Below are 23,805 nucleotides of genomic sequence, written 5' to 3' on the forward strand. Positions count from 1 at the left end.
GACGAGATTTAACTCAAATAAAGCGCACTTTTAAGGAAATGAAATTTATGGAATCTCATTATTGTGAGGGTTGAAATGAAAAACTCTCCCAGTTTGCCAAGGAGAGAATGAGTTATCCAATATAGGTTTCTGTTACTTTTCTAACATAGTTTTGTGTTTCTTTAAAGGGGGGAATGCCGCCATATTTGTCAACGTTTCCTGGTCCAGCATTATAAGCTGCTAAAGCAAGTGAAACATTTCCATCATAGCGGTCTAGCATATTCCGCAGGTATTTTGTGCCAGCTTCAATATTTTGAGCTGGATCTGTTATATTCGTCACGCCCAATCCTCGTGCCGTTGCAGGCATTAACTGCATTAAGCCAGTTGCTCCGGCATGACTTTTCGCATTCGGATTAAAATTGGATTCATTCTTAATGACTGAGCTAATTAAACGTGCATCGACATTGTACTTTTGTGCAGCATTTTGAATTAAGTCATCAAAGCTTGAGGGCACAGACAAGGATTGATGATTCGAAATCGATAAAGGCAAATAATGCTTATTGGTATATAACGATGAAGGATTAACCTTCGAACGGATACTTTCACTTGGCATACTAGATGGATTAGACATCAGCTGTAACAGCATGTCCTTAAATACGGAGCCATCATCACTGGTCATCGGTGAATCATTGGTTGTAACTTTTCGTAATGCCTGCAGCTCCATTAATACTTTAAAATCTATTTTCAACTGTGTTCCTCTCCTAGTAGAAGTTGTTTTTTTCGGTCATAAAACCTGCGAATTTTATTGTCTGTTTTACGAACGGGTATTTTATAGTGATCGAGAAGTTCTTTAAATATCACTTTTCCGATTACTTCATCCATTACTTCATATTCTACCTCGAAGTCTTCGTGGTTTAAATAGTAACTCTTATCCAGTACAAGTAATCCATTTTTATATCCGACTTCAGCTCGTTTTGTTTTAAGAGACCCAAAGAAGGTAACATCGATTGGATTGATAGAAAGGGTTTTTAATATGAAAGAAACTTCACCATCAATGACAGGGCCACCCTCAAGCATTTGCTTGGCTTCTTCCACAGTTAAAACTTGGTGTGTTTCTAATAAACCACGTTCTGCGGGCTGTTTTAATGTGAGTGTGTAGGTGCCTTTCTTCTTGCGAATACGGAGGGCAGCACCCTGGTTTTTTAAAGAAAACGCGGCTGTATCAAAATAAAAATTCTCTTGGATGATTTTTTTGTCATCGTTGATTGAGAAAGCAGAAAGTAATTGATGATATTCATCTTCCTCTAGAATATTTTTAAATTCAATTTCAAGTTCTTGTGACATCAATTTCAACGTCCTTTATTTCAGTTTGTTATATTATATCATGTGATGTGTCTTTTTTAGGAATTGGTTAGCAGTTTCTTTAAAGAATCGTTGTAGATATGATAAAATAGGTGTGGATTTGGAAAAGAGAAAAAGGAGATTACTAATGCAGAAACGGATTGAAATTAGTCATATTAATAATTCTAACAACAGATTAGAGCTGAAAGCGGATCATACAGATTTTGACACGGCTGGATTGCAGGCTAGTGGTCAAATGTTGGTTGATTCTGACTCATTGGCATTTATTTACAAGCTTGAAAATGATCAGGAGTTTATATATGTGAGTTTGACATCAGATATCTGGCCATCACTGAAAAATGTTATTTCAGAAAAACAACAAGTTATTTTACTGCTTAAAGACAATGAATTAGAACTAACTGATATCATTCCTGAATTGGAATACCTTTTACAAAACATTGAAGGTAACACGAACTACGGCGATGAAATGGTTGCATTAGTTGAGAATACATTTTTATCCTAAGTCAAAGAACAATGGGGGTCTATTATGAGTAAGGACTGGGATCTTTTTTTGGCTCCATATAAGCAAGCGGTTGATGAGCTAAAAATAAAGTTTAAAGGAATGAGAGCACAATTCGAAATGCAGGGTACCCATTCCCCAATCGAATTTGTTACAGGGAGAGTTAAGCCAATCCCAAGTATTTTGGATAAAGCAAAGAAGAAAAACATTCCGCTTGATAAAATTGAGGAAGAAATGCAAGACATTGCCGGCTTGCGGATGATGTGTCAATTTGTAGATGATATTAAGCGGGTTGTCGAATTATTAAGGATGCGAAATGATTTAGAAATCATTGAAGAACGAAACTATATTACTCAAAAAAAAGAGAGCGGATATCGTTCTTATCATATCGTGATCAAGTATCCAGTCCAAACCATTAATGGTGAGAAGAAAATTTTAGTAGAAGTTCAGGTTCGTACGCTTGCAATGAATTTTTGGGCAACGATTGAACATTCTTTAAACTACAAATATAAGGGTAGTTTTCCTGAAGAAATCGAGAATCGCCTCCAACGTGCTGCCGAGGCTGCCTTTCTTCTTGATGAGGAAATGTCCATAATACGAGGCGAAATCCAAGAAGCACAAGCTATTTTTTCACGAAAAACGGAAAGTAAGGAATCGGATAAAACTTAATAGATAGGGTGTACAATATGAAATTTGCTGTGACTTCGAGAGGTGACTCGAACTCGAATACATTAATGCAAAAAATAAGAACATACTTAATGGACTTCGGGCTCACATATGACGAAGATCAACCGGACATTGTCGTTACTGTCGGAGGAGATGGTACACTGCTATATGCCTTTCATCGGTACCGCAGCCGATTAGATAAAACAGCATTTGTAGGTATTCACACCGGGCATCTCGGGTTTTATGCAGACTGGGTTCCGGAAGAAATAGAGAAACTTGTAATCGCTATTGCTAAAACGCCATATCAGGTGGTTGAATACCCATTGCTCGAGGTATATATTCGTTATATCAATGGTGGGCGAGAATCAAGATATCTTGCTTTAAATGAATGTACGGTAAAAAGTGTAGAGGGCTCACTTGTGATGGACCTTGAAATTAAGGGGCAGCTTTTTGAAACATTCCGTGGAGATGGGTTATGTATTTCAACTCCCTCAGGAAGCACTGCATACAACAAAGCTCTTGGTGGTGCCATTTTACATCCATCGATTGAAGCAATTCAGGTAGCGGAAATGGCTTCGATTAATAATCGGGTATTTCGAACAGTCGGTTCACCTTTAATTTTACCAAACCATCATACAATTTTAATGAAGCCAGTGAATGATGTTGACTTTCACATTACGATTGACCATTTAACGCTTTTACACAAGGACGTGAAATCCATTCAATGTCGTGTGGCACCTGAAAAAGTGCGATTCGCCCGATTCCGCCCCTTTCCGTTTTGGAAAAGGGTACGAGATTCGTTTATTTCGGACTGATGAAGGGGTAGATGCTAGTGGCGGCTTTTACATTAGAATGGAAAATATCATCACAAGATACAGGAAAATTAGTTAGAGAGTTTATAAAAGAGCAGAACATCTCAAAAACGGCTCTTACTGATATAAAATTCGCAGGTGGCGGGATTTTTGTAAATAAAGACCCTGTTACGGTTCGCCACCGCTTAAACGAAGATGAAGTTTTAAAAGTGGTATTCCCGCATGAGAAACCGAGTTTAGAGCTAAAGCCCGAAAATCTGCCTATACAGATTGTATATGAGGATCCATTTATGTTGGTTGTGAACAAGCCTGCAAACCAACAATCAATCCCATCGCGCGAAAGCCGGACTGGTAGTCTCGCGAATGCACTTTTGCATTATTATCAATCTACTGGTCTTAATGCAACGGTTCATTTAGTTAATCGACTTGATCGGGATACCTCTGGATTATTACTAGTAGCAAAGCATCGTCACATCCATCATCTGTTATCCGAGCAGCAAAAAGCTGGAAGTTTGAAGAGGACGTACGAGGCCATCGTGCATGGTGTGCTAGGGGAGGATTCTGGGACCATTGATGCCCCAATTGGGAGGAAGGACGATAGTATTATCGAGCGCCAAGTTCGAGAAGGCGGTCAAAGGGCGGTGACCCATTTTCGTGTTATTCAGAAACATAGTGATTGTACACATGTGCAGCTTCAGCTAGAGACTGGGAGAACCCACCAAATTCGAGTCCATCTTTCTTATATCGGTCATCCAATTGTCGGGGATGATTTGTATGGGGGCATGGTTGGAGAGATAAAAAGACAAGCACTCCATTGCTGTGAGCTTAAATTTTTGCACCCAATGGATAAAAAAGAGGTAGTTTTCTATGCGGAGCTGCCGGATGATATGAAAGAGCTGTTGGAAAAAGCGACCTTTTGAGGTCGCTTTTGTGTTGACGGAATGTTTTTTTATTTATTGCAGGTAGTGAGAAATATTGTTCAATTATTCGGATAACGCAATTAACCGAAATAAAGCGCAATTATCGAGATTATAGCGCAATTAACCGGAATAAAGCGCAATTATCGAAAATATAACGCAATTAGCCGGAGTATAGCGCAAATGTCATCGATTAAAAAGCAAAACCACTACCCAAACTACCGAAACTTCTCTTCCACAATTGGCATTGACGAAGGCACTGATACTGTCTCCATCTCTGGATACCTTAGAGCCGTCAATTTACCGCCGAACACACAACCGGTATCGATATTTAGCGTATAATTTACCCATCTTGGCTCCTTCACTGGCGTGTGGCCATAGACAATCCACGGAGAGCCCTTATAATACTTAGCCCAATCTCGTCGTTCTGGCGTACCATCTGGATTATTCTTGCCCGTAATATCCCCATACAACACAAAGGTTTTCACCTTTTTATCATTCCGGCCAATATAATCCTCACGAATTCCTGCATGGGCAATGACAAGTTTCCCATCATCCAATCTCTCATATAGCGGAGCAGCCTCATACAATTTAATGAACTGATTACGAATTGATTCTTGTTTCTTTTTATCAATGGACTCAAATTCGGCCACAGTTGTTTCCAAGCCATGTGTCGTTTGGACCTTGTTCCCTTGAAAAAATCGATAAAGCTTATTACAGTGATTACCAGGAACATAATAGGCCTGTTTCTCCTGAACAACCAACTTAAACACAGTTTCAATTACCTTCAATGACTCTGGACCGCGATCTGTTAAGTCCCCAACAAATGCTAAGATACGGTCATGATGTATGGGAATCCCGCTCTTCCAGGAATAACCTAAGTTCGTTGTTAATTCTATAAACTCCTGATAGCACCCATGAATGTCACCGATTACATCTATTTTCATAATAAAGCACCTCTACACAAAAAAATCACGTCACTCCCCTATTATAGGGAAAACAACGTGATTTTATTTCTTATTTAATCGAACATGAATTTCTTCGTTCTTGAACGAACATTCAGGACAATCCCGATAGCGAGCATATAGGTGGCAAGGGAACTTCCTCCATAGCTAATGAACGGCAATGGAAGCCCTGTAATCGGTAAGATACCAACTGTCATTCCAACATTTTGGAATACCTGAAAGGTAATCATTCCGATAACACCGGCACATAAGTAACTGCCGTAGGGGTCGTGACTTTCTAGGGCAATATGAATCATTCGATAGATTAATAAGAAAAATAAGGAAATAATAATACTTGTACCAATGAAACCAAATTGCTCGGCAACTACGGCAAAGATAAAATCGGTATGACCCTCAGGAATCGTAACCTCAGATTCCTGGAACCCTTTACCTTGCAATTGTCCAGACCCAATTGCTAGCAAGGAGCGAACTAATTGGTGCCCCTCATTACCTGCAGTTTCGTAAGGAGCTAACCAGCCATAGAATCTGTTCATTTGGTACTGATCTGTAATAACATATTTAAAGAAAAAATCAGGAAAATAAAAGTATAGAAATACACCTAAGGAGACTATAAAAATCGCTGTAAAAACAACGGAAAAAATAATTCTCCATTTAATACCTGCAACAAGAATCATTGTTGCGATGATTGACATAAAGACCATGGTCATTCCCATATCTGGCTGTAACACTAAAAATCCAATCGGCGGAGCAGCCGCAAGCATAATTTTTCCGATAAGTAGAAGATCATCTTTTACATTATTTATTGGATACTTTTCTCGGTGATCTGCAATAATTTTACTTAACACAATGATGAAAATTATCTTCATTAATTCTGATGGTTGGAAACTTCCTAAACCTGGAAAACGGTACCAAGCGGTTGCCCCTTTTATATTCTCGGCAAAGGGTACAGGAAAAAAATATTTCTCGATAAAAAGACCCGATAATAAAAATAACCCGAAGCCATATAAATACCAGGAAATCATTTTAAAACGGTCAAAATCGATAACCATTGTTCCGATGATCGCAACAATTCCAATCACATACCACTGAAGTTGTTGGGCTGCGAAATTGATGTTTTTAAGCTTATCTGGTAAAAAGGGCTGTGCACTTTGAATAGCGATGGCACTAACGATGGCCATAAGAAATAAAATAAACAACAATGTATAATCTATTTTTTGTGGAGTATTTTCTTTATTCATGGATCAAAAAATCCTTTCTAATCAAGCACGAGTTTTATATCATAGAAAACAGGGTATTATTCAATATCAAATTATTTATAAAGAGCCAATTCTATCTTAGCTTATTTTTGGTTGATTGCAAATCATTACATCGTGCAAACTAAAAAATTAATAATATACAAATTGCTACTAAAAGTAAATGGTCGTATGTTACATTTTATGAATTGTATGTTAAAATTTTTATTTTCGATTATTTAGAAGGGGGGAGAAAGAATATGTTGCAACAAGAGATAAATGAAAAAGAGCAGCAGCAGTTAGAAACTGAACAATTACTGACAGCTCTGGAAAATGAGAATATTGACCAGTTCCGGACTATATTTTTAGATATACATCCATATGAAAGATCAAAATTCTATGCAAAATTGCCAAAAGACGCTAGAATGCACGTATATCGTTTTTTGTCTCCGGCTGAAATGGCAGAGGTTTTTGAAAACCTTGAGATCGATGAGAATGAATATGAAGAGCTTTTATCTGAGATGGACCCAACCTTTGTCGCGGATATGCTTTCACAGATGTATGCAGACGATGCTGTTGACGTATTGAATGAATTAGGTAAAGAGCAGGTCGCAAGTTATTTGACCATTATGGATGATGAAGCAGCAGGTGAAATTAAACAGCTTCTTCATTATGAGGAATATACAGCCGGTAGTATTATGACTACCGAATTTATTGCAATACACGCCAATCAAACTGTGAAATCAGCTATGTACATCTTAAAAAAGGAAGCTCCACGTGCTGAAACAATTTATTACGTGTATGTAATAAATGAAGAGAAACGACTTGTTGGTGTCATTTCAATTCGTGATTTGCTCATAAGTGATGACGATACAATGATCCATGAAATTATGAATGACCGTGTTGTATCTGTGTCTGTTAGCGAAGATCAAGAAGAGGTCGCCCGGAGGATGAAGGATTATAATTTCTTAGCAGTTCCGGTTATCGATTTTCAAAATCACTTATTAGGGATCATAACCGTAGATGACATTATTGATGTTATGGATGAAGAGGCATCTGATGATTATTCCAAGCTTGCGGGGATTTCAGATGTGGATTCTACTGATAATAATATTTTTACATCGGCTAAAAAAAGATTGCCGTGGCTTATTATTTTGTCTTTCCTTGGAATGCTGACCGCAAGCTTAATTGGGCGATTTGAAGCGACTTTAGATCAGGTTGCAATTTTAGCCGTTTTTATTCCGTTAATTGCGGGTATGGCTGGGAATACTGGAACACAAGCATTGGCTGTTGCTGTTCGTCGAATTGCGATTGGTGAGGATGAGGAAGAAAATAAATGGCTATTAATCCTTAGAGAGGCCGGGACTGGTGTAATAACTGGGGCCGTATGTGGAACGGTAATAATGTTCGTAGTTTATTTTTGGAAAGGTGATTTCTTTCTAGGATTATTAGTTGGGTTTTCAATTTTAATCACATTGATTGTGGCAACTCTTGCTGGTGCACTTGTACCGTTGCTTATGCATCGATTAAAGGTAGACCCTGCGGTGGCATCGGGACCTTTTATCACCACAATTAATGACATTATAAGTATTTTAATTTATTTTGGATTAGCAACCTTTTTTATGGGTTATTTGGTTTGATAATTTAAAAATATCTTTTAAGGGGGTAAAACATGGAACATGGCGCTTCATTAACATCGTTAGTAATTGTGATGGTGGTGGCTTTTTTGACACCACTGTTATTACATAGGTTTAAACTTCGCGTTATTCCTGTCGTTGTAGCAGAAATTATCATGGGGATTATTATCGGAAAAAGCGGGTTCGACGTGGTTGAACCTGATATGTGGCTTGAAACCCTTTCAACTTTAGGATTTATCTTTTTAATGTTTTTAAGTGGGGTTGAAATTGACTTTAAAGCTTTTGCAGGTGGAAAAAAGGGACAAAAGCTACCTAGTGGTAAAAAAGCTCCTAGTACTTTCCTTGTTTCAATTGTTGTTTTTGCAGGAATTTTTATTTTATCGCTTCTGTTATCATATATATTTGTGTGGACAGGGTTTACTGATAATGCCTTTCTAATGACATTGATCATTTCTACGATTTCTTTAGGGGTTGTCGTGCCAACCCTTAAGGATGCCCAAATTATGAAAACGAATATTGGTCAGATTATTTTACTTGTTGCAGTAGTAGCTGACCTTGTGACGATGATTTTACTTGCTGTTTTTGCTTCCATTTATGGAGGCGGGGAAAGCAATATGTGGCTCCTGTTAATCTTATTTGGTGCAGGGGTACTCCTATATTTAGTAGGAAAGAGGTTTCAGAATCGTTCCTTTCTTGAAACAATGTCAAAGGGAACCGTTCAAATTGGAACAAGGGCAATTTTTGCATTAATCATGATCCTAGTTGCTCTTTCAGAAACAATTGGTGCAGAGAATATTTTAGGGGCGTTTTTAGCCGGTGTTTTAGTATCATTATTATCACCAAATCATGAAATGGTGCAGCAGCTTGATTCATTTGGTTATGGATTTTTAATTCCGATCTTTTTTGTAATGATTGGGGTTGAGCTCGATCTATGGGCGCTTTTCCAAGATCCAAAAATCTTATTGCTCATCCCATTATTATTTATTGCTTTAGCGATTTCAAAAATGCTTCCAATCCTATATATTAAGCGCTGGTATGATTGGCGAACCACGATTGGAGCCGGAGCCTTATTAACTTCAACATTATCTCTTGTCATTGCAGCAGCAACTGTTGGGGAGAAAATGGGAATCATTGATGATAGAATGTCGGGTGCATTAATCTTAGTTGCGGTTATTGCCAGTATTGTTTCACCAATTGGGTTTAAAAAGCTTTTTCCAAAGCAGTTGGACGAAGAGCCTGTTATTCGCGTCGCCTTTATTGGTGCAAACCAAATGTCATTACCTGTGATTCGAGAGTTGAACTCCAAACTGTATGATACGACGATTTATCATACGACGCAGGATAAAATTGATAAAAAACATTCTGATTCAGTGTTTGATATTGTCGGGCTCGAAGATTATTCAATCGAAAGTCTTCAAAGTTCGAATGTGTTTGATGTGGATATTCTAGTTATTACAACCGGGTCTGATGAACAAAATGCTGAAATTGCAAGATTCGCGAAGGAAAGTGGTGTTGATCGTGTTATCGCACGGATTGAATCGGGTGAACTTGGCGAGGAACTCAAGGAACAAAATATTGATGTATTTTCGTTATTAATGTCTACCAATACATTACTTCGTGCGCTAATTGAGGCACCAGGTATTATGACGATCCTGACAAATCAGGAAAATTCCTTGTATCAGATTGAAATGAACAATGGTCTTTATGATGGAACTATGCTTCGGAATTTCCCGTTTACTGGAGATGTCATCTTTGTTCGAATCTTTAGAGGCAAAGATTCTATTGTTCCACATGGGGATACAGAGCTTCTGCTAGGTGACCGATTAATTGTGACCGGCTCTAGGGAGTATGTGGATGAGTTGAAGGTGGATTTAGAATTCTAAAAGTAAGAGGGCGAACCAATTAAATGGTCGCCCTCATTTGTTTAGCCAACAATATTATATCCTGAATCCACGTAAATCACTTCGCCAGTCACTCCGCGTGAAAGATTGCTTAGCATGGCTACGGACATGTTACCAACATCTTCTTTTGTGACATTTCGCTTAAGTGGTGCTTTTTCTTCAATCATTTTCATAATGTCATTGAAGCCTGGTACACCCTTGGCAGCTAATGTACGGATTGGACCAGCTGAAATCGCATTGATTCTAACACCATCTTTTCCAAGGTCAAATGTAAGGTATCTGACACATGCTTCAAGCGATGCTTTCGCGATTCCCATTACATTGTAACCAGGAAGAGCTCTCACAGCACCTAGGTAAGACATTGTGATGATAGAAGCATCATCTGCTAAATATGGACGAGCTGCTTTTGCTGCAGCAACTAATGAATAGGCACTTGTATCCTGTGCGAATGCATATCCATCTCTAGATGTATCGATAAAATCACCTTTTAGGTCATCTGCATTGGCGAATGCAACAGAGTGTACCAATCCGTGAATAGTACCTACTTTTTCACCGATTTCAGTAAATGCTTGTGAGATGCTTTCGTCGCTATTCACATCACATCTAACTATCATTTCAGCCGGGTAGTTGTATTTCTCTAATAGTTTTTCAAGCTTTTCGCGTGAACGATCTAGACGATAAGTATAGATAACTTTTGCTCCAGCTTTATATAGTGATTCAGCAACCCCCCACGCAATACTTCTTTCATTGGCTACGCCCATAACAACAATATTTTTTCCATCTAATTGAATTAAATCTTCCATTGTTACCTCCATGACTGCATCAATAATTAATTCTTCTCTATTTATTATACCTGGTTTTAGTATCTGATGCTAATTAAATCAATTTTATTTTAACCCAAGAGGGTTTCCGCGGCAACTTGCATAGATAATAAAATTTTTAGTGGCCAGAATGATTTTGATCATGGTCGATTTTTTGACAGGGAAATTAGCCATTATGAGACTGAAGTCTGGAAGAATTTAAATTAGAACTGGATGACCTTATCAAAAGATGTGCAATTGCCACAACATCTTCACCTGATTTGTTGGAACATATAGCTAGGGAAGCCCATCATCTGTGGAGAAACTTAGAAGACGGAATTATTACTTGATTGAGCTTACCATGGAAAACAATGCATTTCCCTTAACTTTAATTTCGGGCAGAGCCAACTTTCAATTAAGAAAGTTGGCTATACTTCTTTTTTATGGAGATGAAAGGTGCAAGTAGTGAAGATGATTTGATACAATGAAATCATTGAAATGTTAATATGGCTTATAGCGAATTGGCTTGGAATATTCCCTTTTCATAACTACCCAGAGAGTTGGAACCTTTTGTTAAAAGTAACTTCGAATTAGTAAAGAATTAGATATCTATGAGTAAATTAAAAAGTAGGGGGCTTGTCCATTGTAAAATTCCCTTTTTATCAAAATTTTAAAAACTGATAATAAAGGGGTAGAATAATGTTTGGTTAACCTTTGCCTTGTTTGTAATATCTACAATAGTTATGCAAGGAATTGTAGACGAAACGCCTTTCCGGGTTAAAAATGAGAAGCAGAGTACAGGAGAAGCTTTAAAAGAAGGCTGGCATACAATTTGGAAAAATCCTATCTTTCGCAGTATACATGTCATCTTTTTTATTGAAGCTATTGCAAATGTAGTATGGGTGGCAGCTATTCTTTATGGATTTGTAAATGAAGTGCTACATGTTACAGAAGCATGGTGGAGCTATATTAATACCGCATTCTTTCTTGGATTGATATTTGGTGGAGTAATCAGTTCGAGGTTTTCGGTGAAAGTTGAAAAGAATATGAGAAAGATTTTGATATACTCTTCATTTTTGTGCTTCACTAGTAACCTTATTGTTTGGATTAAATTCAATTGCTTGGATGGCCTTAATACTGGTTGTTCTAAGTGGATTTCAAAGGGGCTGGCTGCAATAAAGACTAAAGTTAATTATCCGTTTATCTATTTTTTGATGGAACCTAATGTCGTGTTCGTATATAAAATGAAAACAAATCATTATTTAACTGTTTCGGATTGGATTGAAAGTGGGGAGTTGCAAACGTTTGAATTAAATCATGAAGATGAGTTTGAGACATTTACCCATGAAAATAGCGCTCCACTTGAAGGAAAAGGTTATCTTATGCAGCAAAGCGATATGACCCTCATGGTCGAAAAAATTAATAAATACATACAAAAATATCGCCAATTACATACTTTTTCAGCAGGCTTTGATGAGGCAGGTTATAAAACTAGTACGGTACATCTTGTTTCCTCGGAATCAGCAGCAGGAATCTTAAGAGTTGGACTTGAAAGACCCAAGGTTGTGATTGGATTTCCTGACTCCCTTTCGATTGGACCATTGTGGAAGTTAGATGAAAAAGTGGGACAAACGTTTCGAAATGAATGGTTATATGAACATATCAATTATGAAGGGGATGATTATGAATATGAAAATAAATTTGCCAATGCATTGCGCGAGATAGAAGATATTCCCGGGCAAAATCCTATATACATTTGGTATGGCAATAATGCCGATGAACAAATTGGGCTGAGGTTCCTTCTATATTTATTGCGGAATAAAACAAATGTTATTTATCTTATCAACTCCACCGAACTATATGAAAGATATATAGCGCCTAACTTGAATGGTCAAACGGTACTCCATACAGGACACATCGAACCTGAAGATTTAAGATGGCTTTACGAAAAAAACAGCAAGTCCCAATCTTTATCTGATCAGGATATAAATCAATATCATAAGGAATGGATATCCTTGTCACAATCGAAGGAAGTCCTGCGTCTATGGAGGGACCATGAAATAGCAGAAGTTAATGAAAATAACTATGATCCACTGATCATAAAAACCATTGAAATGTTGCATCATGGGCAGGAAAGTAAGGACTTTATCAAGGCGGGAATGGTGATTGGAGAAATCCTTTCAGGGACGAACGAATCGATCAATGCTTTCTTTTTAGAGTATAGAATTCGGCATTTAATTTATAGTGGGGTCCTTGAGTTAAAAGGAATACCAAAATCGATGAGGCACTACGGTGTTAAACTGCGGTAAGGATATGAAAGGCCCCATGAAACCTCGTTCTCTTGTAAACCTCCTTTTACTTCAATAAGGATATTTTCTAAAAGATTGTTGCTTTTCAACAGATATGAATAATAAAGATAATTGACAGAAAATTGAATAATGTTATTATAAAATTAAACAGATATGGTCAATAATGGGGGCTTCACTTGGGTTTAATTCAAAAATTAACTGGAAGTAAGGTCAATAGAAATTTCCACATCTACTTAATCTTAATGTTAGTTATTTATACTGCTTATGTATTATTAATGAACTATAGAATAAAAATGTCTGATGTCTGGATGGCAAAAGCAGACACATTAACTCCAGAAAATATAGAAAGTATTATGCAATATGGAAAATGGTCAGAGAGAATTGAAATCTCTTCAATAATTTTGTTTGTTGTTATGGGTATACTTTCTATTATCACCAACAAATTATGGGTGTTTTTCAAATACAATCTTATACTGGTAATCAGTATTTTGATGTTTAGTTTTGTGTTCTACTTTATTACAACTTTAACTATTTTCAATTTACTGTTACCTTTAATGAATTTATCTTCCTACTTTTCAATTTTACTTGTATATGTATTGTTAGCAAAAATATTGAAATTCAGAAGGGATAAAAAAATAATGCTTTTTAGTAGATTATGAGACCGTTTGATTAGCGGTCTTTTTTACGTTCATCTAAAGTAATGGTGATGGCTAGTTTAAAAAAGACTATTTCCAATTGTGGAGTTATTTGTTATTATTAGTGTAATATTACACTAATAATGAATTAACTTGTGGTTATTATGGGGGAGTCGGCATTGTATAAAGGTCATTATGTTATTTGGATTTTAATAATTATTGCTACGACATTTGGTATATACGGGCAATCACTTGCCTATTTTTTGGAAAACATAACTAATACCAATAATGCTGTGTATTACTTAACCGCGTTTACGGTTAGTAGTATCCTCATTTACTTCGTTACCCCTTTAATAGCATATTTGATGATCAAGTTTGAAAAAATGGATGATAAATTTATTCCTTTCTACATATTAATTTTTGGCATGTTAGGGATATTTGTATCTCTATGGTCAGTATTTGTCTGTGTAATGTGGTGGGGCTAGATTTCAAAAAAGCTTGAATGTAGAGAAGGGAAGGAATATGAGAAATAGAGGCTCGGATGTAATAATTGAAAATGGTAAGGTTGGATTAATTCAGAGGATTAGGCATGGTTCAGCATATTATGTTTTTCCTGGTGGAGGTGTCGAGAATGGGGAAACCCCAGAAGACGCAGCAAAAAGAGAAGCGTTTGATTATTACACTACTAAAGATAGCCAGCCCATTCATTCTTTTAATTTTTTAGGATATAGAAAGTAGGTAAATTAATGATTCCGTTAGTATATGACCAAATTAATCAATGGGGTAAAGACGATGAATTCTTTTTAGCTCTATTAAAAAAAATAGCTGATTTGGGCTGTGGAACAGGCAGATTGACTTCTCATTTTGCGAAAGTGGGCTATCGTATTACAGCTATCGACCCGAATGTAGAAGCAATTGAATATGCGAAAAATAAAGAGTATCCTGGCGACTTGACTTGGCTTGTAGGCGATAGTTCAAATTTACATACAAATACGTTTGATACTATTATAATGACCGCAAATGTTGCACAAGTATTCCTTACAGATAAAAGTTGGCAATCTGTCATTTCTGACGCATATCTAGCATTAAAACCAGGAGGATATTTTATTTTTGATACACGCAACCCATTAGCAAGAGTGCGGGAACAATGGGAAAAAGATATGACGCCTGATATTGCTAAAAATCAGAAGACTGGTGAGCTACTTGAAATTTGGACAGAATACGAGGGGTTTGTAGAAGGTATTTACACGTTTTATGAAACTGTGAAAAATACAGATACAAACGAAACAATAATTCATGAAAAAATGCAATTAAAATTCCGAACACAGGAAGAATTCTATGAGTCATTGCAACAAGCAGGATTTTCGAATATCCAAGTGTATGGGGATTGGGAGTTTAAACATGCAGCTGAAGACACCAAATCTTTTATTTTCTGCTGCGAAAAATAAGGGGTCTTTGGCGAAAAATCTTTTCTTGAATACGAGAGATTTTATTTAGTAAAGAGGAGTAAGCAAAAAAGAAGTGACTTAAACGCCACTCCTGAGTTGCTAGTTTTTCCTTGGAATCTTAAAACCATTTTCTATTTTTTCAAAACCTATCTTAGGATAGTATTCCATTGCAATAGGGGAAGACAAAAGAAGTAAAGCAACTTCTCCTCCGATATGTTCTTGTAGTAATCTTACGAGTTCTTTACCTATGCCGTTATTTTGATAATTCTTATTAACTGCTAAATCGGATAGATAACAACAATAACTATAATCGGTAATAGCTCTAGCAACACCAATTAGTTGGCCATTATCCCAAGCGGTAATCAGAGGATTAGAATTTTCAATCATTCGTTGAAGTCGCTTCAAATCATCAGTCGGTCTTTTTATTCCAGATGTTTTGAATACATTTGAGAGTTCTTCCGCTTTAATTGGTTCATTAACTTTATAAGAAATTTGAGTAATAGTTTCCATTTGTCTCTCCTTCAGTGTGCAAAAGATATAAGTTGAGAATGTAAAAAATACTTTAAAATAACAAAGTGTATATAAATAAAAGGATCCAATCGCCATACTAGATAGTAGAACGATAGTTATGTAATTTTTTTGTACATCACGATATGTGGACCAATTGGCGGATAATCAAAAACTTCACCATGTGCTTTAAAACCTAACTTACTATAATATTCTTGTACATTTGTTCTGCCTTTACACCATAAAAAGTAAATCCCCCGTTCTTTGATAATATTTTCTGCGTAGGTAACAACTGCTCTTCCTGCTCCCAACTTCCGAAATTCTTCAAGGGTTGCCATTTGCCTTAAACGATACTGACTTTCAATAGGGAAATCAGGATTTCTATCTCGAATAAAGGATGCAACGCTTATTAGGACTTCTTGATAAAATGCACCAATATGAAATGCATATTCCCCCTGGTCTGTATCATGCTTGGATTCATCAATTGATTGATTTGGACGTAAAACAGTTTGTCTTAAATGATAGGTCATTTCTGGTTCGATGGTTTTTACCTCTAACATAGTTTCTCTCTCCGATCCTGTAAAAATCATTTTATTAAAAGGTGAATTTCCTCTAAATGGAAAATATCGCAGGTTAAATATATTTTTGTTAAAATTTTATAAAAATACTGTAACATTATCAAGAGGTAAACGTGTAAATAGTGTAAGGATAAAGAGGGGGGTCAGATGCTAAATCAATTAAAATTATCAAATTTATATAAACAGTATGCAAAGCCTCTTTATTTTTACCTTTTAAAATTAAGTGGATCGGCACAGCTTGCAGAGGATTTAACGCAAGAAACCTTCGTTCGTGCAACTATATCTTTACATAAATATGATGGGGAAGAAGCACGTGCTTGGCTGTTTAAGGTAGCACGGAACGCATATTTGGATGAATGGCGAAAGCAAAATCGACGGAAGTCTATTCCTTTTTTATCCATTCTCTCATCGAAAGAAGAAATGGTTAGTCCGTATGGGATACCGGAAGAAACTCTATTAAAGCAAGAACAACATAAGCAGCTTGAGGATTTGTTATCCTTTTTGCCCGAACAATATAGGTCAATCCTTTATTTACGTGAGTTTGAGGAATTTAGTTATCAAGAAATAATGGAAGCATTACAACTTACAGAAGAACAAGTGAAAATAACACTTTATCGAGCAAGAAAGCGTTTGTCGTTTCTTGCTAAAAAGAAAGGGTGGGAATATGACAGAGTGGAATAAGGATTTAGAAAAACGAATATTAAAAAAGTCAAGGTTCACCTTAGCGTTCCGGATTATCCGTATATTGCTAGTGGTATTGTTCATATATGCTATCTATATGATATTTGTAAATATAATTGCTGATAAAATGGATGTGGGAAAGGAAGCTATGTATTATTCAAGTCTTGCACTTGAGTGGACTGTTCCAAATGTACGTGGGGACTTCGATATTAAGGAAGAGGAAATGACTTCATTCGGTACAAAGCGATTGTCCTATAATTTACTTAAAAAGGTAGGGATTAAGGACCTTGTTATCGGTGAGGCAGAAGTAACAAAGCGTCTATCCAGTCATTATTCCAATATTACCTATTCACATCCCGGTCTACAACAATTAAGTGAATTTTCCTTTTCTCTCCCTGAAGACCCACGTACAAATAGGAAGCTAGACGCTAATACATCACCTCATGTGTGGGGATCATTAGAGATGCTACCTGAAGGCACAGTTGGAGAGTTAGCATTTTCCACTGATAGTTTTATGGAATCAGAAAAACTAATTGCGAATTTACGGGAATTTGATATTCATATTTTGTGGATGCCCTTATACACAGGGGAATTTGTAAATTTCGAGCCATACGGTTGGAGCGGTAGTAATAATTTGATTATGGTTTCAGATGTAATTGGGTTAACAGGTGGAATTGATCATGACGAAAATTTTCATCAAACGCTAAGGATAAACAGGTTAGATGAAAGTTCAGTAAAGGAAAGTAAACAGTTAATGTTAGATAACATGGAAGAACTCCTAGGGAAGACAGAAAGTTATTATGAGCGGTTCCTGGGTCTTGGGCATTTAAAGGAAAAATATCAATATTTACAAGAGGAAGGTTTTACCGTATATGGTGCTGTTGTAACAGGTCCTGTTAAAGAATTATTAAAACTAAAAGAGGCATCATTTATTCAAGGGGAACAATTAGGTGAAGTAGAACTATGGAATTGGGAGCCTACTGATCAATCAGAATTTATGGATTAAAGGATAGGTTGAAATATGTAATGACCCAACAGAGCTAGATAGATTAATAGTTTGTTATAAGATCGAAAGGCCCCAATAAAGGGGCTTTGTTTCTATTCTTGGTAAAATATAAATGATTCTTTATATTTCTGTCCAGCTACTTTTTTACCATCAGTTAACTGTTCATACGGTTTTTCTATCCAGGTAACGATGACTTCAATTTGCTTTGCTTCTATCGAAACCGGTTGGTTTGTATGATGATAGAAGTCCTGGTCTGATGACGAAACATCACTTAAACCAAGCATCGTCTTGGAGTTTGGCTCATCACGATATATTTCGAAAGTTAGATCATATACCTTTTCGCCGACATTTTTAATATCAAAACTATATAGGTTGAAAACATCCTTCTCCTCTTTTACTTGATCCGTCTCAGCTTTTCCAAGGGTTACTTTCCAGTGGCCAGAGGTTTGGGTTACCGGCAGTTCCTTTATTGAAGCGGCACTTGTTGAAAAGGAACTACATACAACAGCAAGAACACTAATTATAGCGACAACAATATATTTCATTTGTATTCCTCCCGAAATATAATAAATCAAGAGTATTTTCAGCTTATAATAACAATTAAATGTATAGTATTAAATTTGGAAAAACATGTTAAAATTGACTTGTGCAGAAACCCGGTGCAGTTAGGTAAAAGATAAGTTTTGAATTCAAATAAAATTACCAAGGAGGCTTAAAATGAAAAGACTACCATTTGAACCACCAACAGATCACTATGATAAACGAATTGAAGAAATCGATGAACAAATATGTAAATTAATGCAACAACGGAAAGTGCTTTCTAATAATTATCCTGGTTTTCCAACAAAAAAATTAATTTCTAGCTGGGCAGAAAAATATAATTTTTATGATGACTTTTTAAATAGTGTTTTTGCCCATTTCCTAAATGAAGAAATTTTTAGACCTGTTGTGGAGCCACAAGGATTCCTTAGGAATATCCCAATTTTAAAATCATTTGAATTAGATGATGTGTTTTATTCGGTAACTTTCGTACGTCAATATGAAAATGCCAGCATCGTTCATTTTAATATTGATAGGGAGGATACTGATGATGATATGCCGAGAAGGCTTCATGAACCTAATCTCTTTAATCTTTCGATAGAAGGCACAGTGATTGATTATGATTGTCGCAACGAGGGTGGTGGGGGCTCCAGGGGGCATGAATCTTTTACATTCATAGTATCACCAGCCTTACCCGACGATCCTTCTGAACTTAAGTTGGTTTTTAAACAATATAAATTACCATTTGAAAAACCGACAGGGTTGGAAGTTGTTATAACAATGGGCAACTAGATTGTTCAATTTTCCACTCGTGGTTTTATGTAATATAAGATATTTTGCTGTGATTAGTTGCAAAGCCTTTTTCGTATTCATATGGAAAATGATGAGTTTAGGGCTGTTTTAGCGCTCTGGATGCTTTTTTTTGATGTGCCACTATTTTTTACAAAGGCTAAAAGCAGTAGCTAATCCAGCTCCTAACTGGTTCGTTTGTATATTACCATATAGATTCGCAATTTCTATGCCTGTTAGAGGGCGGCCATTCCCAAGTCCCTCTAAAACAAAATATTGTTTTTGAATATATTCAATTTCTTTCGGATAAGGAATATAAGGGGGACGGACTGCCATTCCTTTTTCTAATAGCAAGTGCTTGGTTCGAAAAAGGTTCGTGACTATATTTTGAGGGGAAAAGAAATTGCAAATAAGCATATATAAAAGTTTTTGGTGATTATTTAACGAATAATTCTTTGCCAGTGCCGATGACAATTGATCAAGGGGTAACCGATTCAACCGAAGCTCCATTTTCTGATAGACTGATGCTTTTTCACTTTAGCTTGATGGAATATGCAGGCATAGGGAATTATGGGGTATCTATATCGGAGAGCCAAAGAAGCGATTTGATTGTTGATTATTCGCGGCTACTAACAGAAGTTATGAAATTCTCAGAAGATGTACGAAACATCATGATAAAAAATGAATGGTTAGAAAAACCACCAACGGCTGCAAACCGAAAGGAATTAGCCAAGGATTGAAAAATGAGTAACAGCAATTCAAAGGGGCAGTTAGAGACTGCTTCTTTTCCGTTGTAATCGACCTTTGGGTGACAGAATTGTTAACGATTGAACCATTGAATAAACTGGAAATGAATCCGAAGTTTTTACTCACATTTATAATTCCCAATGAATTTAATCTAATACGATATAGGAATTGATAGGGAAATCCTTTAAGGATACTCTTCTTCTTTGCATAGTTATAGGTGTTTAAGGATAAGTTAATTGTAATATAACCTATTTAGAATTCCGAAGGAGATAGGAGAATGCGTAAAAAAGAAAAATGGGGCGTGCTCTCCCTTGCATCCATCCCATTAGTCATGACCTTGGGCAATTCTATGCTGATTCCAGTCTTACCAATGATGGAAAAGGAACTCGAAATTTCATCATTTCAATCCAGCTTGATTATTACGATTTATTCTGTTGTTGCCATTATTTTAATCCCGATTGCTGGCTTCCTTTCTGATCGAATTGGTAGGAAAAAAGTGATTATTCCAAGTTTGATCATTGCGGCAATTGGAGGATTAATAGCAGGTCTTGCCTCATGGCTTTTTGAAAGTCCTTATATCCTAATTTTAATAGGGAGACTTTTACAAGGAGTCGGAGCTGCGGGTGCTTCTCCGATTGTTTTACCATTAGTAGGGGATATGTGTAAAAGTGAGAAAGATGTGAATACAGGACTTGGATTAATCGAAACATCTAATACATTTGGAAAGGTTCTCAGCCCTATTTTAGGTGCCATTTTAGCAGCTACGATTTGGTATATGCCTTTTTTTGCTTTTCCGATTTTTTGTTTGATTTCAATCCTATTGATTCAATTTATGGTGCATACGCCAAAGGATAACGAGGTTGACACCTCTGAATTTAAATATTTTCTAAAAAAAATAAAGCGAACATTAAAAGAAGAAGGTCGTTGGCTGATCTGTATATTTATCGTCGGTGCAATCTGTATGTATATTCTGTTTGGAATGCTTTTTTTCCTTTCATCGATCTTAGAAGATAAATACGGAATCGACGGGGTTATTAAGGGACTCATCTTGGCTATTCCACTTGGAGCTCTTTGCCTCGCCTCATTTATCACGGGAAAGAAACTTGGCGATGATAAAAATGCGATAAAATGGATTGTCTTCTTTGGATTTTTACTTGACACTGCAGCTGTCTTTGCGATTTGTTATACGGAAAACTTATATGTTTTCCTCGTTGGTCTTGTTTTCTGTGGCATTGGAATTGGGATTGCACTTCCAAGCCTAGACGCATTGATCACGCATGGTACTGAAAAAGATGAAAGAGGTACAATTACTTCAATCTATAGTAGTGCACGGTTTATTGGTGTTGCTGTTGGGCCACCTGTTTTTGCCATTTTAATGAAGCTTTCACATGATGTTTTGTTTTTTTCAGTCGCAGGTATTTCAGCCTTTGCAGCCATTCTTGTCTTGTTTTTTATTAAACCGCCTAAGCGGATTCGGACAGATTCTTTATTCCAAAAAATGAGTAAATAGGCTAAATCTTAAACCACGGAACTTATTCCGTGGTTTTTTTGTCAATAAAACCACTTATGCATTTACCCATTTACTCGCCCTTTCTAAGCTGGACAACTTCCTCTAAGACAACTCGTGAATAAATTGAATAATAACAGAAGGGGGGAGACAACTAAATGATTAAAAAGGCTATTATTCCTGCCGCAGGGTTTGGTACACGGGGATTGCCAATGACGAAAGTACTTCCTAAAGAAATGCTCCCTATCGGAGGGCGCCCAGCGATTGACTATATTGTTGAAGAAGCTGTGAATGCGGGTATAGAGCAAATCCTCATGATTGTCTCACGTACAAAAAACTTAATTGTTGATTATTATGATCGATCCTTAGAATTAGAAGCATTTTTAGAACAGCAAAATAAAGAACATCTTCTCGACGCATTGAAACTTCCAAAGGTGAAAATTTATTATACGAGGCAGCTTTATCCGAAGGGATTAGGGGATGCTGTATCCTTAGCAAAGGAATTTGTTGGTAATGATCCGTTTGCCATTTTACTTCCGGATGAAATCTATCTTTCTAACAAAGAAAATCCATTAGAAGAGTTAATAGACTTTTATAAAAATTATGAAAAAAATGTTATTGCCTTGCAAAAGGTTGCTGATAAGCACCTAAATAGTTATGGGATTGTTAAGGTAGAGAAAAGAGAAAAAGGGCGCCTATATAAAATTTATGATATTGTTGAAAAACCGCAAAATAATCCACCATCTAACCTAGCTGTAACAGGAAGATATATTTTAAAGCCTAACATTTTTTCATGCTTAGAAAAAATCAAACCAGGTGTTGGTTCGGAAGTTCAGTTAACAGACGCTATAAAGCTCATGCTCCAATCAGAGCCCGCCTATGGCCTTGAGATTGCAAGTGAGCGTTTTGATATTGCAAAGGAAGCTGAATATATAAAGCTTGTACAAAAGATATATACATTAAAGCATGGGGAGCAGGGGGAGTAACGTGAATGTTTTGGTAATTGGAACAGGTTATGTTGGAACCACAACCGGCTTAGTATTATGTGAAAAAGGCCACATTGTAACAGGCTTAGATATTGATGATAAAAAAGTAGAGGCATTGTCGGCGGGAAGGCTTCATTTTTATGAGAAAGGGTTGCCCGAATTATTAAAGAAACATCTTACCGAAAAGAATATTTCATTTACAACAGATGTCAAAACGGCAATAGAGCAGAATGACCTTATTTTTATTTGTGTAGGAACACCTAAGAACGAGGATGGCAGTGCAAATCTTAATGCAGTATATTCAGTAGCAAAAATGATCGGGACCTATATGAACAAATATAAGGTCGTTATCAATAAAAGCACAGTTCCAGTTGGAACAGCAAGTAAAGTAACAACAGTCATTGAAGCTGAAAATGGAAAGGTCCCGTTTGATGTTGTATCAAATCCTGAATTTTTAAGAGAAGGGTCGGCCGTCTATGACGCCCTTCACCCCGATCGAGTGGTAATTGGAAGTTCTAGTAAAAAGGCCCTTGAAATGATGAGACAATTATATGCAGCGGAAAACTCTCCATTTATCGAAACAACCCCAAGTGCAGCAGAACTCATTAAATATGCTTCGAATTCCTTTCTTGCATTGAAAATTTCTTTTATCAATCAGCTTGCAAGGCTTTGTGATAACATGCAGGTGGATATTGACGAAATATCTAAAGGAATCGGTCTCGATCACCGGATTGGACCACATTTCCTGAAAGCGGGAATTGGGTATGGTGGTTCATGCTTTCCTAAGGATGTCAGTGCGTTAATTACGATAGCAAAGGCAGAGGGTATGGATTTATCCATTCTAGAAGAAGTGAAAGCGATTAACCAATCACAACCATTTTACTTTTTGGAAAAGGTTGAAAAAGTAATAGGCGGTTTGGATAATAAAAGTATTGCGGTTTTGGGATTAGCCTTTAAACCGGGGACCGATGATACAAGGGAATCACCTAGCTTGGTTATACTTGATGAACTGACAAGTAAAGGCTGTTCCGTGAAGGTACATGATCCAATCGTGACACTCTCTAATCCCTATGTGAAGCAGTGTAAGGACGTACTTGATGCAGTAGCCGGAGTGGATGCAGTATTACTAATTACAGATTGGGAAGAGTATTTAAAATTAGACTGGGAAAAGGTGAAAAGTACTGTCAAGCAACCATACGTTTTTGATGGAAGAAATGTTCTAAATAAACAAGAACTTGTCAAATTCGGATTTAATTATGAAGGTATTGGAAAGCCATAACCTAAAATGGTCATCATGCAATC

26 protein-coding genes and 1 pseudogene are annotated in these 23,805 nt (G+C 36.6%); 18 read left to right on the plus strand and 9 right to left on the minus strand.

Annotated elements, in window-relative coordinates; all coding sequences use genetic code 11:
- Positions 1-112: 112 nt before the first annotated feature.
- On the minus strand, positions 113-727 hold the full coding sequence (locus LKW28_RS01620) for a lytic transglycosylase domain-containing protein (protein ID WP_324254994.1): 615 nt from the start codon (positions 725-727) through the stop codon (positions 113-115).
- A complete protein-coding gene (locus LKW28_RS01625) occupies positions 724-1,323 on the minus strand; it encodes a CYTH domain-containing protein (RefSeq protein ID WP_229138592.1) in 600 nt (199 codons plus the stop codon). Before LKW28_RS01625 ends, LKW28_RS01620 begins: the two co-directional genes overlap by 4 nt.
- Before the next feature lie 145 nt (positions 1,324-1,468).
- Between LKW28_RS01625 and LKW28_RS01630 the strand changes: the two genes are divergently transcribed.
- Genes LKW28_RS01630 through LKW28_RS01645 form a run of 4 tightly spaced genes read left to right on the plus strand, consistent with a single transcriptional unit; the run spans position 1,469 to position 4,238 of the window.
- Positions 1,469-1,843, plus strand: coding sequence for a hypothetical protein (locus LKW28_RS01630; RefSeq protein WP_229138593.1), 375 nt, complete (start codon positions 1,469-1,471; stop codon positions 1,841-1,843).
- 24 nt (positions 1,844-1,867) lie between these two features.
- Positions 1,868-2,509 (plus strand): GTP pyrophosphokinase, encoded by a 642-nt coding sequence (locus LKW28_RS01635; protein ID WP_267497825.1) that lies wholly within the window; start codon positions 1,868-1,870, stop codon positions 2,507-2,509.
- Between the two features lie 17 nt (positions 2,510-2,526).
- Positions 2,527-3,321 (plus strand): NAD kinase, encoded by a 795-nt coding sequence (locus LKW28_RS01640; RefSeq protein WP_229138594.1) that lies wholly within the window; start codon positions 2,527-2,529, stop codon positions 3,319-3,321.
- A gap of 11 nt (positions 3,322-3,332) precedes the next feature.
- A complete protein-coding gene (locus tag LKW28_RS01645; RefSeq protein ID WP_229138595.1) occupies positions 3,333-4,238 on the plus strand; it encodes an RluA family pseudouridine synthase in 906 nt (301 codons plus the stop codon).
- Between the two features lie 215 nt (positions 4,239-4,453).
- Here the strand turns inward: LKW28_RS01645 and prpE are convergent, their stop codons facing one another.
- Positions 4,454-5,182, minus strand: a complete 729-nt coding sequence (gene prpE / locus LKW28_RS01650; RefSeq protein ID WP_229138596.1) for a bis(5'-nucleosyl)-tetraphosphatase PrpE — start codon at positions 5,180-5,182, stop codon at positions 4,454-4,456.
- Positions 5,183-5,256: 74 nt separating this feature from the next.
- Positions 5,257-6,438, minus strand: coding sequence for an FtsW/RodA/SpoVE family cell cycle protein (locus tag LKW28_RS01655; RefSeq protein ID WP_229138597.1), 1,182 nt, complete (start codon positions 6,436-6,438; stop codon positions 5,257-5,259).
- A gap of 254 nt (positions 6,439-6,692) precedes the next feature.
- Here LKW28_RS01655 and mgtE point away from each other — a divergent pair, with 254 nt between their 5' ends.
- Positions 6,693-8,072, plus strand: a complete 1,380-nt coding sequence (mgtE, locus tag LKW28_RS01660; protein WP_229138598.1) for a magnesium transporter — start codon at positions 6,693-6,695, stop codon at positions 8,070-8,072.
- 32 nt (positions 8,073-8,104) lie between these two features.
- Positions 8,105-9,952 (plus strand): monovalent cation:proton antiporter family protein, encoded by a 1,848-nt coding sequence (locus LKW28_RS01665; protein WP_229138599.1) that lies wholly within the window; start codon positions 8,105-8,107, stop codon positions 9,950-9,952.
- A gap of 41 nt (positions 9,953-9,993) precedes the next feature.
- Here the strand turns inward: LKW28_RS01665 and fabI are convergent, their stop codons facing one another.
- Positions 9,994-10,773 (minus strand): enoyl-ACP reductase FabI, encoded by a 780-nt coding sequence (gene fabI, locus LKW28_RS01670; RefSeq protein WP_229138600.1) that lies wholly within the window; start codon positions 10,771-10,773, stop codon positions 9,994-9,996.
- A 206-nt stretch (positions 10,774-10,979) separates the two neighbouring features.
- On the opposite strand from fabI, the gene LKW28_RS01675 reads away from it, so the two are divergent.
- The 5 genes and pseudogenes from LKW28_RS01675 (at position 10,980) to LKW28_RS01695 (ending at position 15,162) form a co-directional block, all read left to right on the plus strand.
- A complete protein-coding gene (locus tag LKW28_RS01675; RefSeq protein ID WP_267497842.1) occupies positions 10,980-11,120 on the plus strand; it encodes a DUF2935 domain-containing protein in 141 nt (46 codons plus the stop codon).
- Positions 11,121-11,489: 369 nt separating this feature from the next.
- Complete coding sequence (locus LKW28_RS01680; protein WP_229138601.1) at positions 11,490-13,079, plus strand: DUF1835 domain-containing protein; 1,590 nt, start codon at positions 11,490-11,492, stop codon at positions 13,077-13,079.
- A 176-nt stretch (positions 13,080-13,255) separates the two neighbouring features.
- Complete coding sequence (locus LKW28_RS01685; RefSeq protein WP_136379975.1) at positions 13,256-13,738, plus strand: hypothetical protein; 483 nt, start codon at positions 13,256-13,258, stop codon at positions 13,736-13,738.
- Between the two features lie 498 nt (positions 13,739-14,236).
- Positions 14,237-14,389, plus strand: a pseudogene (locus LKW28_RS01690) (NUDIX domain-containing protein); the annotation flags it as partial.
- Positions 14,390-14,460: 71 nt separating this feature from the next.
- Entirely contained in the window at positions 14,461-15,162 is a 702-nt protein-coding gene (locus LKW28_RS01695) for a class I SAM-dependent methyltransferase (protein WP_229138602.1), read from the plus strand.
- 99 nt (positions 15,163-15,261) lie between these two features.
- Here LKW28_RS01695 and LKW28_RS01700 read toward each other — a convergent pair whose 3' ends face one another.
- Both LKW28_RS01700 and LKW28_RS01705 read right to left on the minus strand, forming a co-directional pair.
- Positions 15,262-15,672: a GNAT family N-acetyltransferase gene (locus LKW28_RS01700; protein WP_229138603.1), complete on the minus strand. Its 411-nt coding sequence runs from the start codon at positions 15,670-15,672 to the stop codon at positions 15,262-15,264.
- A gap of 116 nt (positions 15,673-15,788) precedes the next feature.
- A complete protein-coding gene (locus tag LKW28_RS01705) occupies positions 15,789-16,229 on the minus strand; it encodes a GNAT family N-acetyltransferase (RefSeq protein ID WP_229138604.1) in 441 nt (146 codons plus the stop codon).
- Positions 16,230-16,394: 165 nt separating this feature from the next.
- On the opposite strand from LKW28_RS01705, the gene LKW28_RS01710 reads away from it, so the two are divergent.
- Both LKW28_RS01710 and LKW28_RS01715 read left to right on the plus strand, forming a co-directional pair.
- Positions 16,395-16,928, plus strand: coding sequence for a sigma-70 family RNA polymerase sigma factor (locus tag LKW28_RS01710; protein ID WP_229138605.1), 534 nt, complete (start codon positions 16,395-16,397; stop codon positions 16,926-16,928).
- The gene (locus tag LKW28_RS01715) at positions 16,912-17,934 is read left to right on the plus strand and encodes an anti-sigma factor (RefSeq protein WP_229138606.1); all 1,023 of its coding nucleotides are present in this window, start codon (positions 16,912-16,914) and stop codon (positions 17,932-17,934) included. The genes LKW28_RS01710 and LKW28_RS01715 overlap by 17 nt, the downstream gene beginning before the upstream one ends.
- 92 nt (positions 17,935-18,026) lie before the next feature.
- On the opposite strand, the gene LKW28_RS01720 is transcribed toward LKW28_RS01715, so the two are convergent.
- Positions 18,027-18,479: a hypothetical protein gene (locus tag LKW28_RS01720; protein WP_229138607.1), complete on the minus strand. Its 453-nt coding sequence runs from the start codon at positions 18,477-18,479 to the stop codon at positions 18,027-18,029.
- Between the two features lie 172 nt (positions 18,480-18,651).
- On the opposite strand from LKW28_RS01720, the gene LKW28_RS01725 reads away from it, so the two are divergent.
- The gene (locus LKW28_RS01725) at positions 18,652-19,266 is read left to right on the plus strand and encodes a hypothetical protein (protein ID WP_229138608.1); all 615 of its coding nucleotides are present in this window, start codon (positions 18,652-18,654) and stop codon (positions 19,264-19,266) included.
- A gap of 141 nt (positions 19,267-19,407) precedes the next feature.
- On the opposite strand, the gene LKW28_RS01730 is transcribed toward LKW28_RS01725, so the two are convergent.
- Positions 19,408-19,599: a DUF3231 family protein gene (locus LKW28_RS01730; RefSeq protein WP_229138609.1), complete on the minus strand. Its 192-nt coding sequence runs from the start codon at positions 19,597-19,599 to the stop codon at positions 19,408-19,410.
- 125 nt (positions 19,600-19,724) lie between these two features.
- On the opposite strand from LKW28_RS01730, the gene LKW28_RS01735 reads away from it, so the two are divergent.
- From LKW28_RS01735 to LKW28_RS01750, 4 genes are all read left to right on the plus strand, one after another.
- Complete coding sequence (locus tag LKW28_RS01735) at positions 19,725-20,003, plus strand: DUF3231 family protein (protein ID WP_229138655.1); 279 nt, start codon at positions 19,725-19,727, stop codon at positions 20,001-20,003.
- A 284-nt stretch (positions 20,004-20,287) separates the two neighbouring features.
- Positions 20,288-21,520: an MFS transporter gene (locus LKW28_RS01740; RefSeq protein WP_136379982.1), complete on the plus strand. Its 1,233-nt coding sequence runs from the start codon at positions 20,288-20,290 to the stop codon at positions 21,518-21,520.
- A 155-nt stretch (positions 21,521-21,675) separates the two neighbouring features.
- Positions 21,676-22,503 (plus strand): UTP--glucose-1-phosphate uridylyltransferase, encoded by an 828-nt coding sequence (locus tag LKW28_RS01745; protein ID WP_136379983.1) that lies wholly within the window; start codon positions 21,676-21,678, stop codon positions 22,501-22,503.
- A 1-nt stretch (position 22,504) separates the two neighbouring features.
- Entirely contained in the window at positions 22,505-23,782 is a 1,278-nt protein-coding gene (locus LKW28_RS01750; protein ID WP_207308546.1) for a UDP-glucose dehydrogenase family protein, read from the plus strand.
- The last annotated feature ends 23 nt before the right edge of the window (positions 23,783-23,805 follow it).

The sequence above is a fragment of the Bacillus sp. REN16 genome (genome assembly GCF_020731355.1).
GTDB lineage: Bacteria > Bacillota > Bacilli > Bacillales > Bacillaceae_L > Ferdinandcohnia.

Coding starts and splice junctions, on each gene's coding strand:
- LKW28_RS01720 (WP_229138607.1), bottom strand. CDS start 18,479: ATGAAATATATTGTTGTCGCTATAATTAGTGTTCTTGCTGTTGTATGT.
- LKW28_RS01715 (WP_229138606.1), top strand. CDS start 16,912: ATGACAGAGTGGAATAAGGATTTAGAAAAACGAATATTAAAAAAGTCA.
- LKW28_RS01710 (WP_229138605.1), top strand. CDS start 16,395: ATGCTAAATCAATTAAAATTATCAAATTTATATAAACAGTATGCAAAG.
- LKW28_RS01740 (WP_136379982.1), top strand. CDS start 20,288: ATGCGTAAAAAAGAAAAATGGGGCGTGCTCTCCCTTGCATCCATCCCA.
- LKW28_RS01730 (WP_229138609.1), bottom strand. CDS start 19,599: ATGGCAGTCCGTCCCCCTTATATTCCTTATCCGAAAGAAATTGAATAT.
- LKW28_RS01640 (WP_229138594.1), top strand. CDS start 2,527: ATGAAATTTGCTGTGACTTCGAGAGGTGACTCGAACTCGAATACATTA.
- prpE (WP_229138596.1), bottom strand. CDS start 5,182: ATGAAAATAGATGTAATCGGTGACATTCATGGGTGCTATCAGGAGTTT.
- LKW28_RS01625 (WP_229138592.1), bottom strand. CDS start 1,323: ATGTCACAAGAACTTGAAATTGAATTTAAAAATATTCTAGAGGAAGAT.
- LKW28_RS01635 (WP_267497825.1), top strand. CDS start 1,868: ATGAGTAAGGACTGGGATCTTTTTTTGGCTCCATATAAGCAAGCGGTT.
- fabI (WP_229138600.1), bottom strand. CDS start 10,773: ATGGAAGATTTAATTCAATTAGATGGAAAAAATATTGTTGTTATGGGC.
- LKW28_RS01695 (WP_229138602.1), top strand. CDS start 14,461: ATGATTCCGTTAGTATATGACCAAATTAATCAATGGGGTAAAGACGAT.
- LKW28_RS01700 (WP_229138603.1), bottom strand. CDS start 15,672: ATGGAAACTATTACTCAAATTTCTTATAAAGTTAATGAACCAATTAAA.
- LKW28_RS01705 (WP_229138604.1), bottom strand. CDS start 16,229: ATGTTAGAGGTAAAAACCATCGAACCAGAAATGACCTATCATTTAAGA.
- LKW28_RS01655 (WP_229138597.1), bottom strand. CDS start 6,438: ATGAATAAAGAAAATACTCCACAAAAAATAGATTATACATTGTTGTTT.
- LKW28_RS01665 (WP_229138599.1), top strand. CDS start 8,105: ATGGAACATGGCGCTTCATTAACATCGTTAGTAATTGTGATGGTGGTG.
- LKW28_RS01725 (WP_229138608.1), top strand. CDS start 18,652: ATGAAAAGACTACCATTTGAACCACCAACAGATCACTATGATAAACGA.
- LKW28_RS01745 (WP_136379983.1), top strand. CDS start 21,676: ATGATTAAAAAGGCTATTATTCCTGCCGCAGGGTTTGGTACACGGGGA.
- LKW28_RS01645 (WP_229138595.1), top strand. CDS start 3,333: ATGCTAGTGGCGGCTTTTACATTAGAATGGAAAATATCATCACAAGAT.
- LKW28_RS01630 (WP_229138593.1), top strand. CDS start 1,469: ATGCAGAAACGGATTGAAATTAGTCATATTAATAATTCTAACAACAGA.
- mgtE (WP_229138598.1), top strand. CDS start 6,693: ATGTTGCAACAAGAGATAAATGAAAAAGAGCAGCAGCAGTTAGAAACT.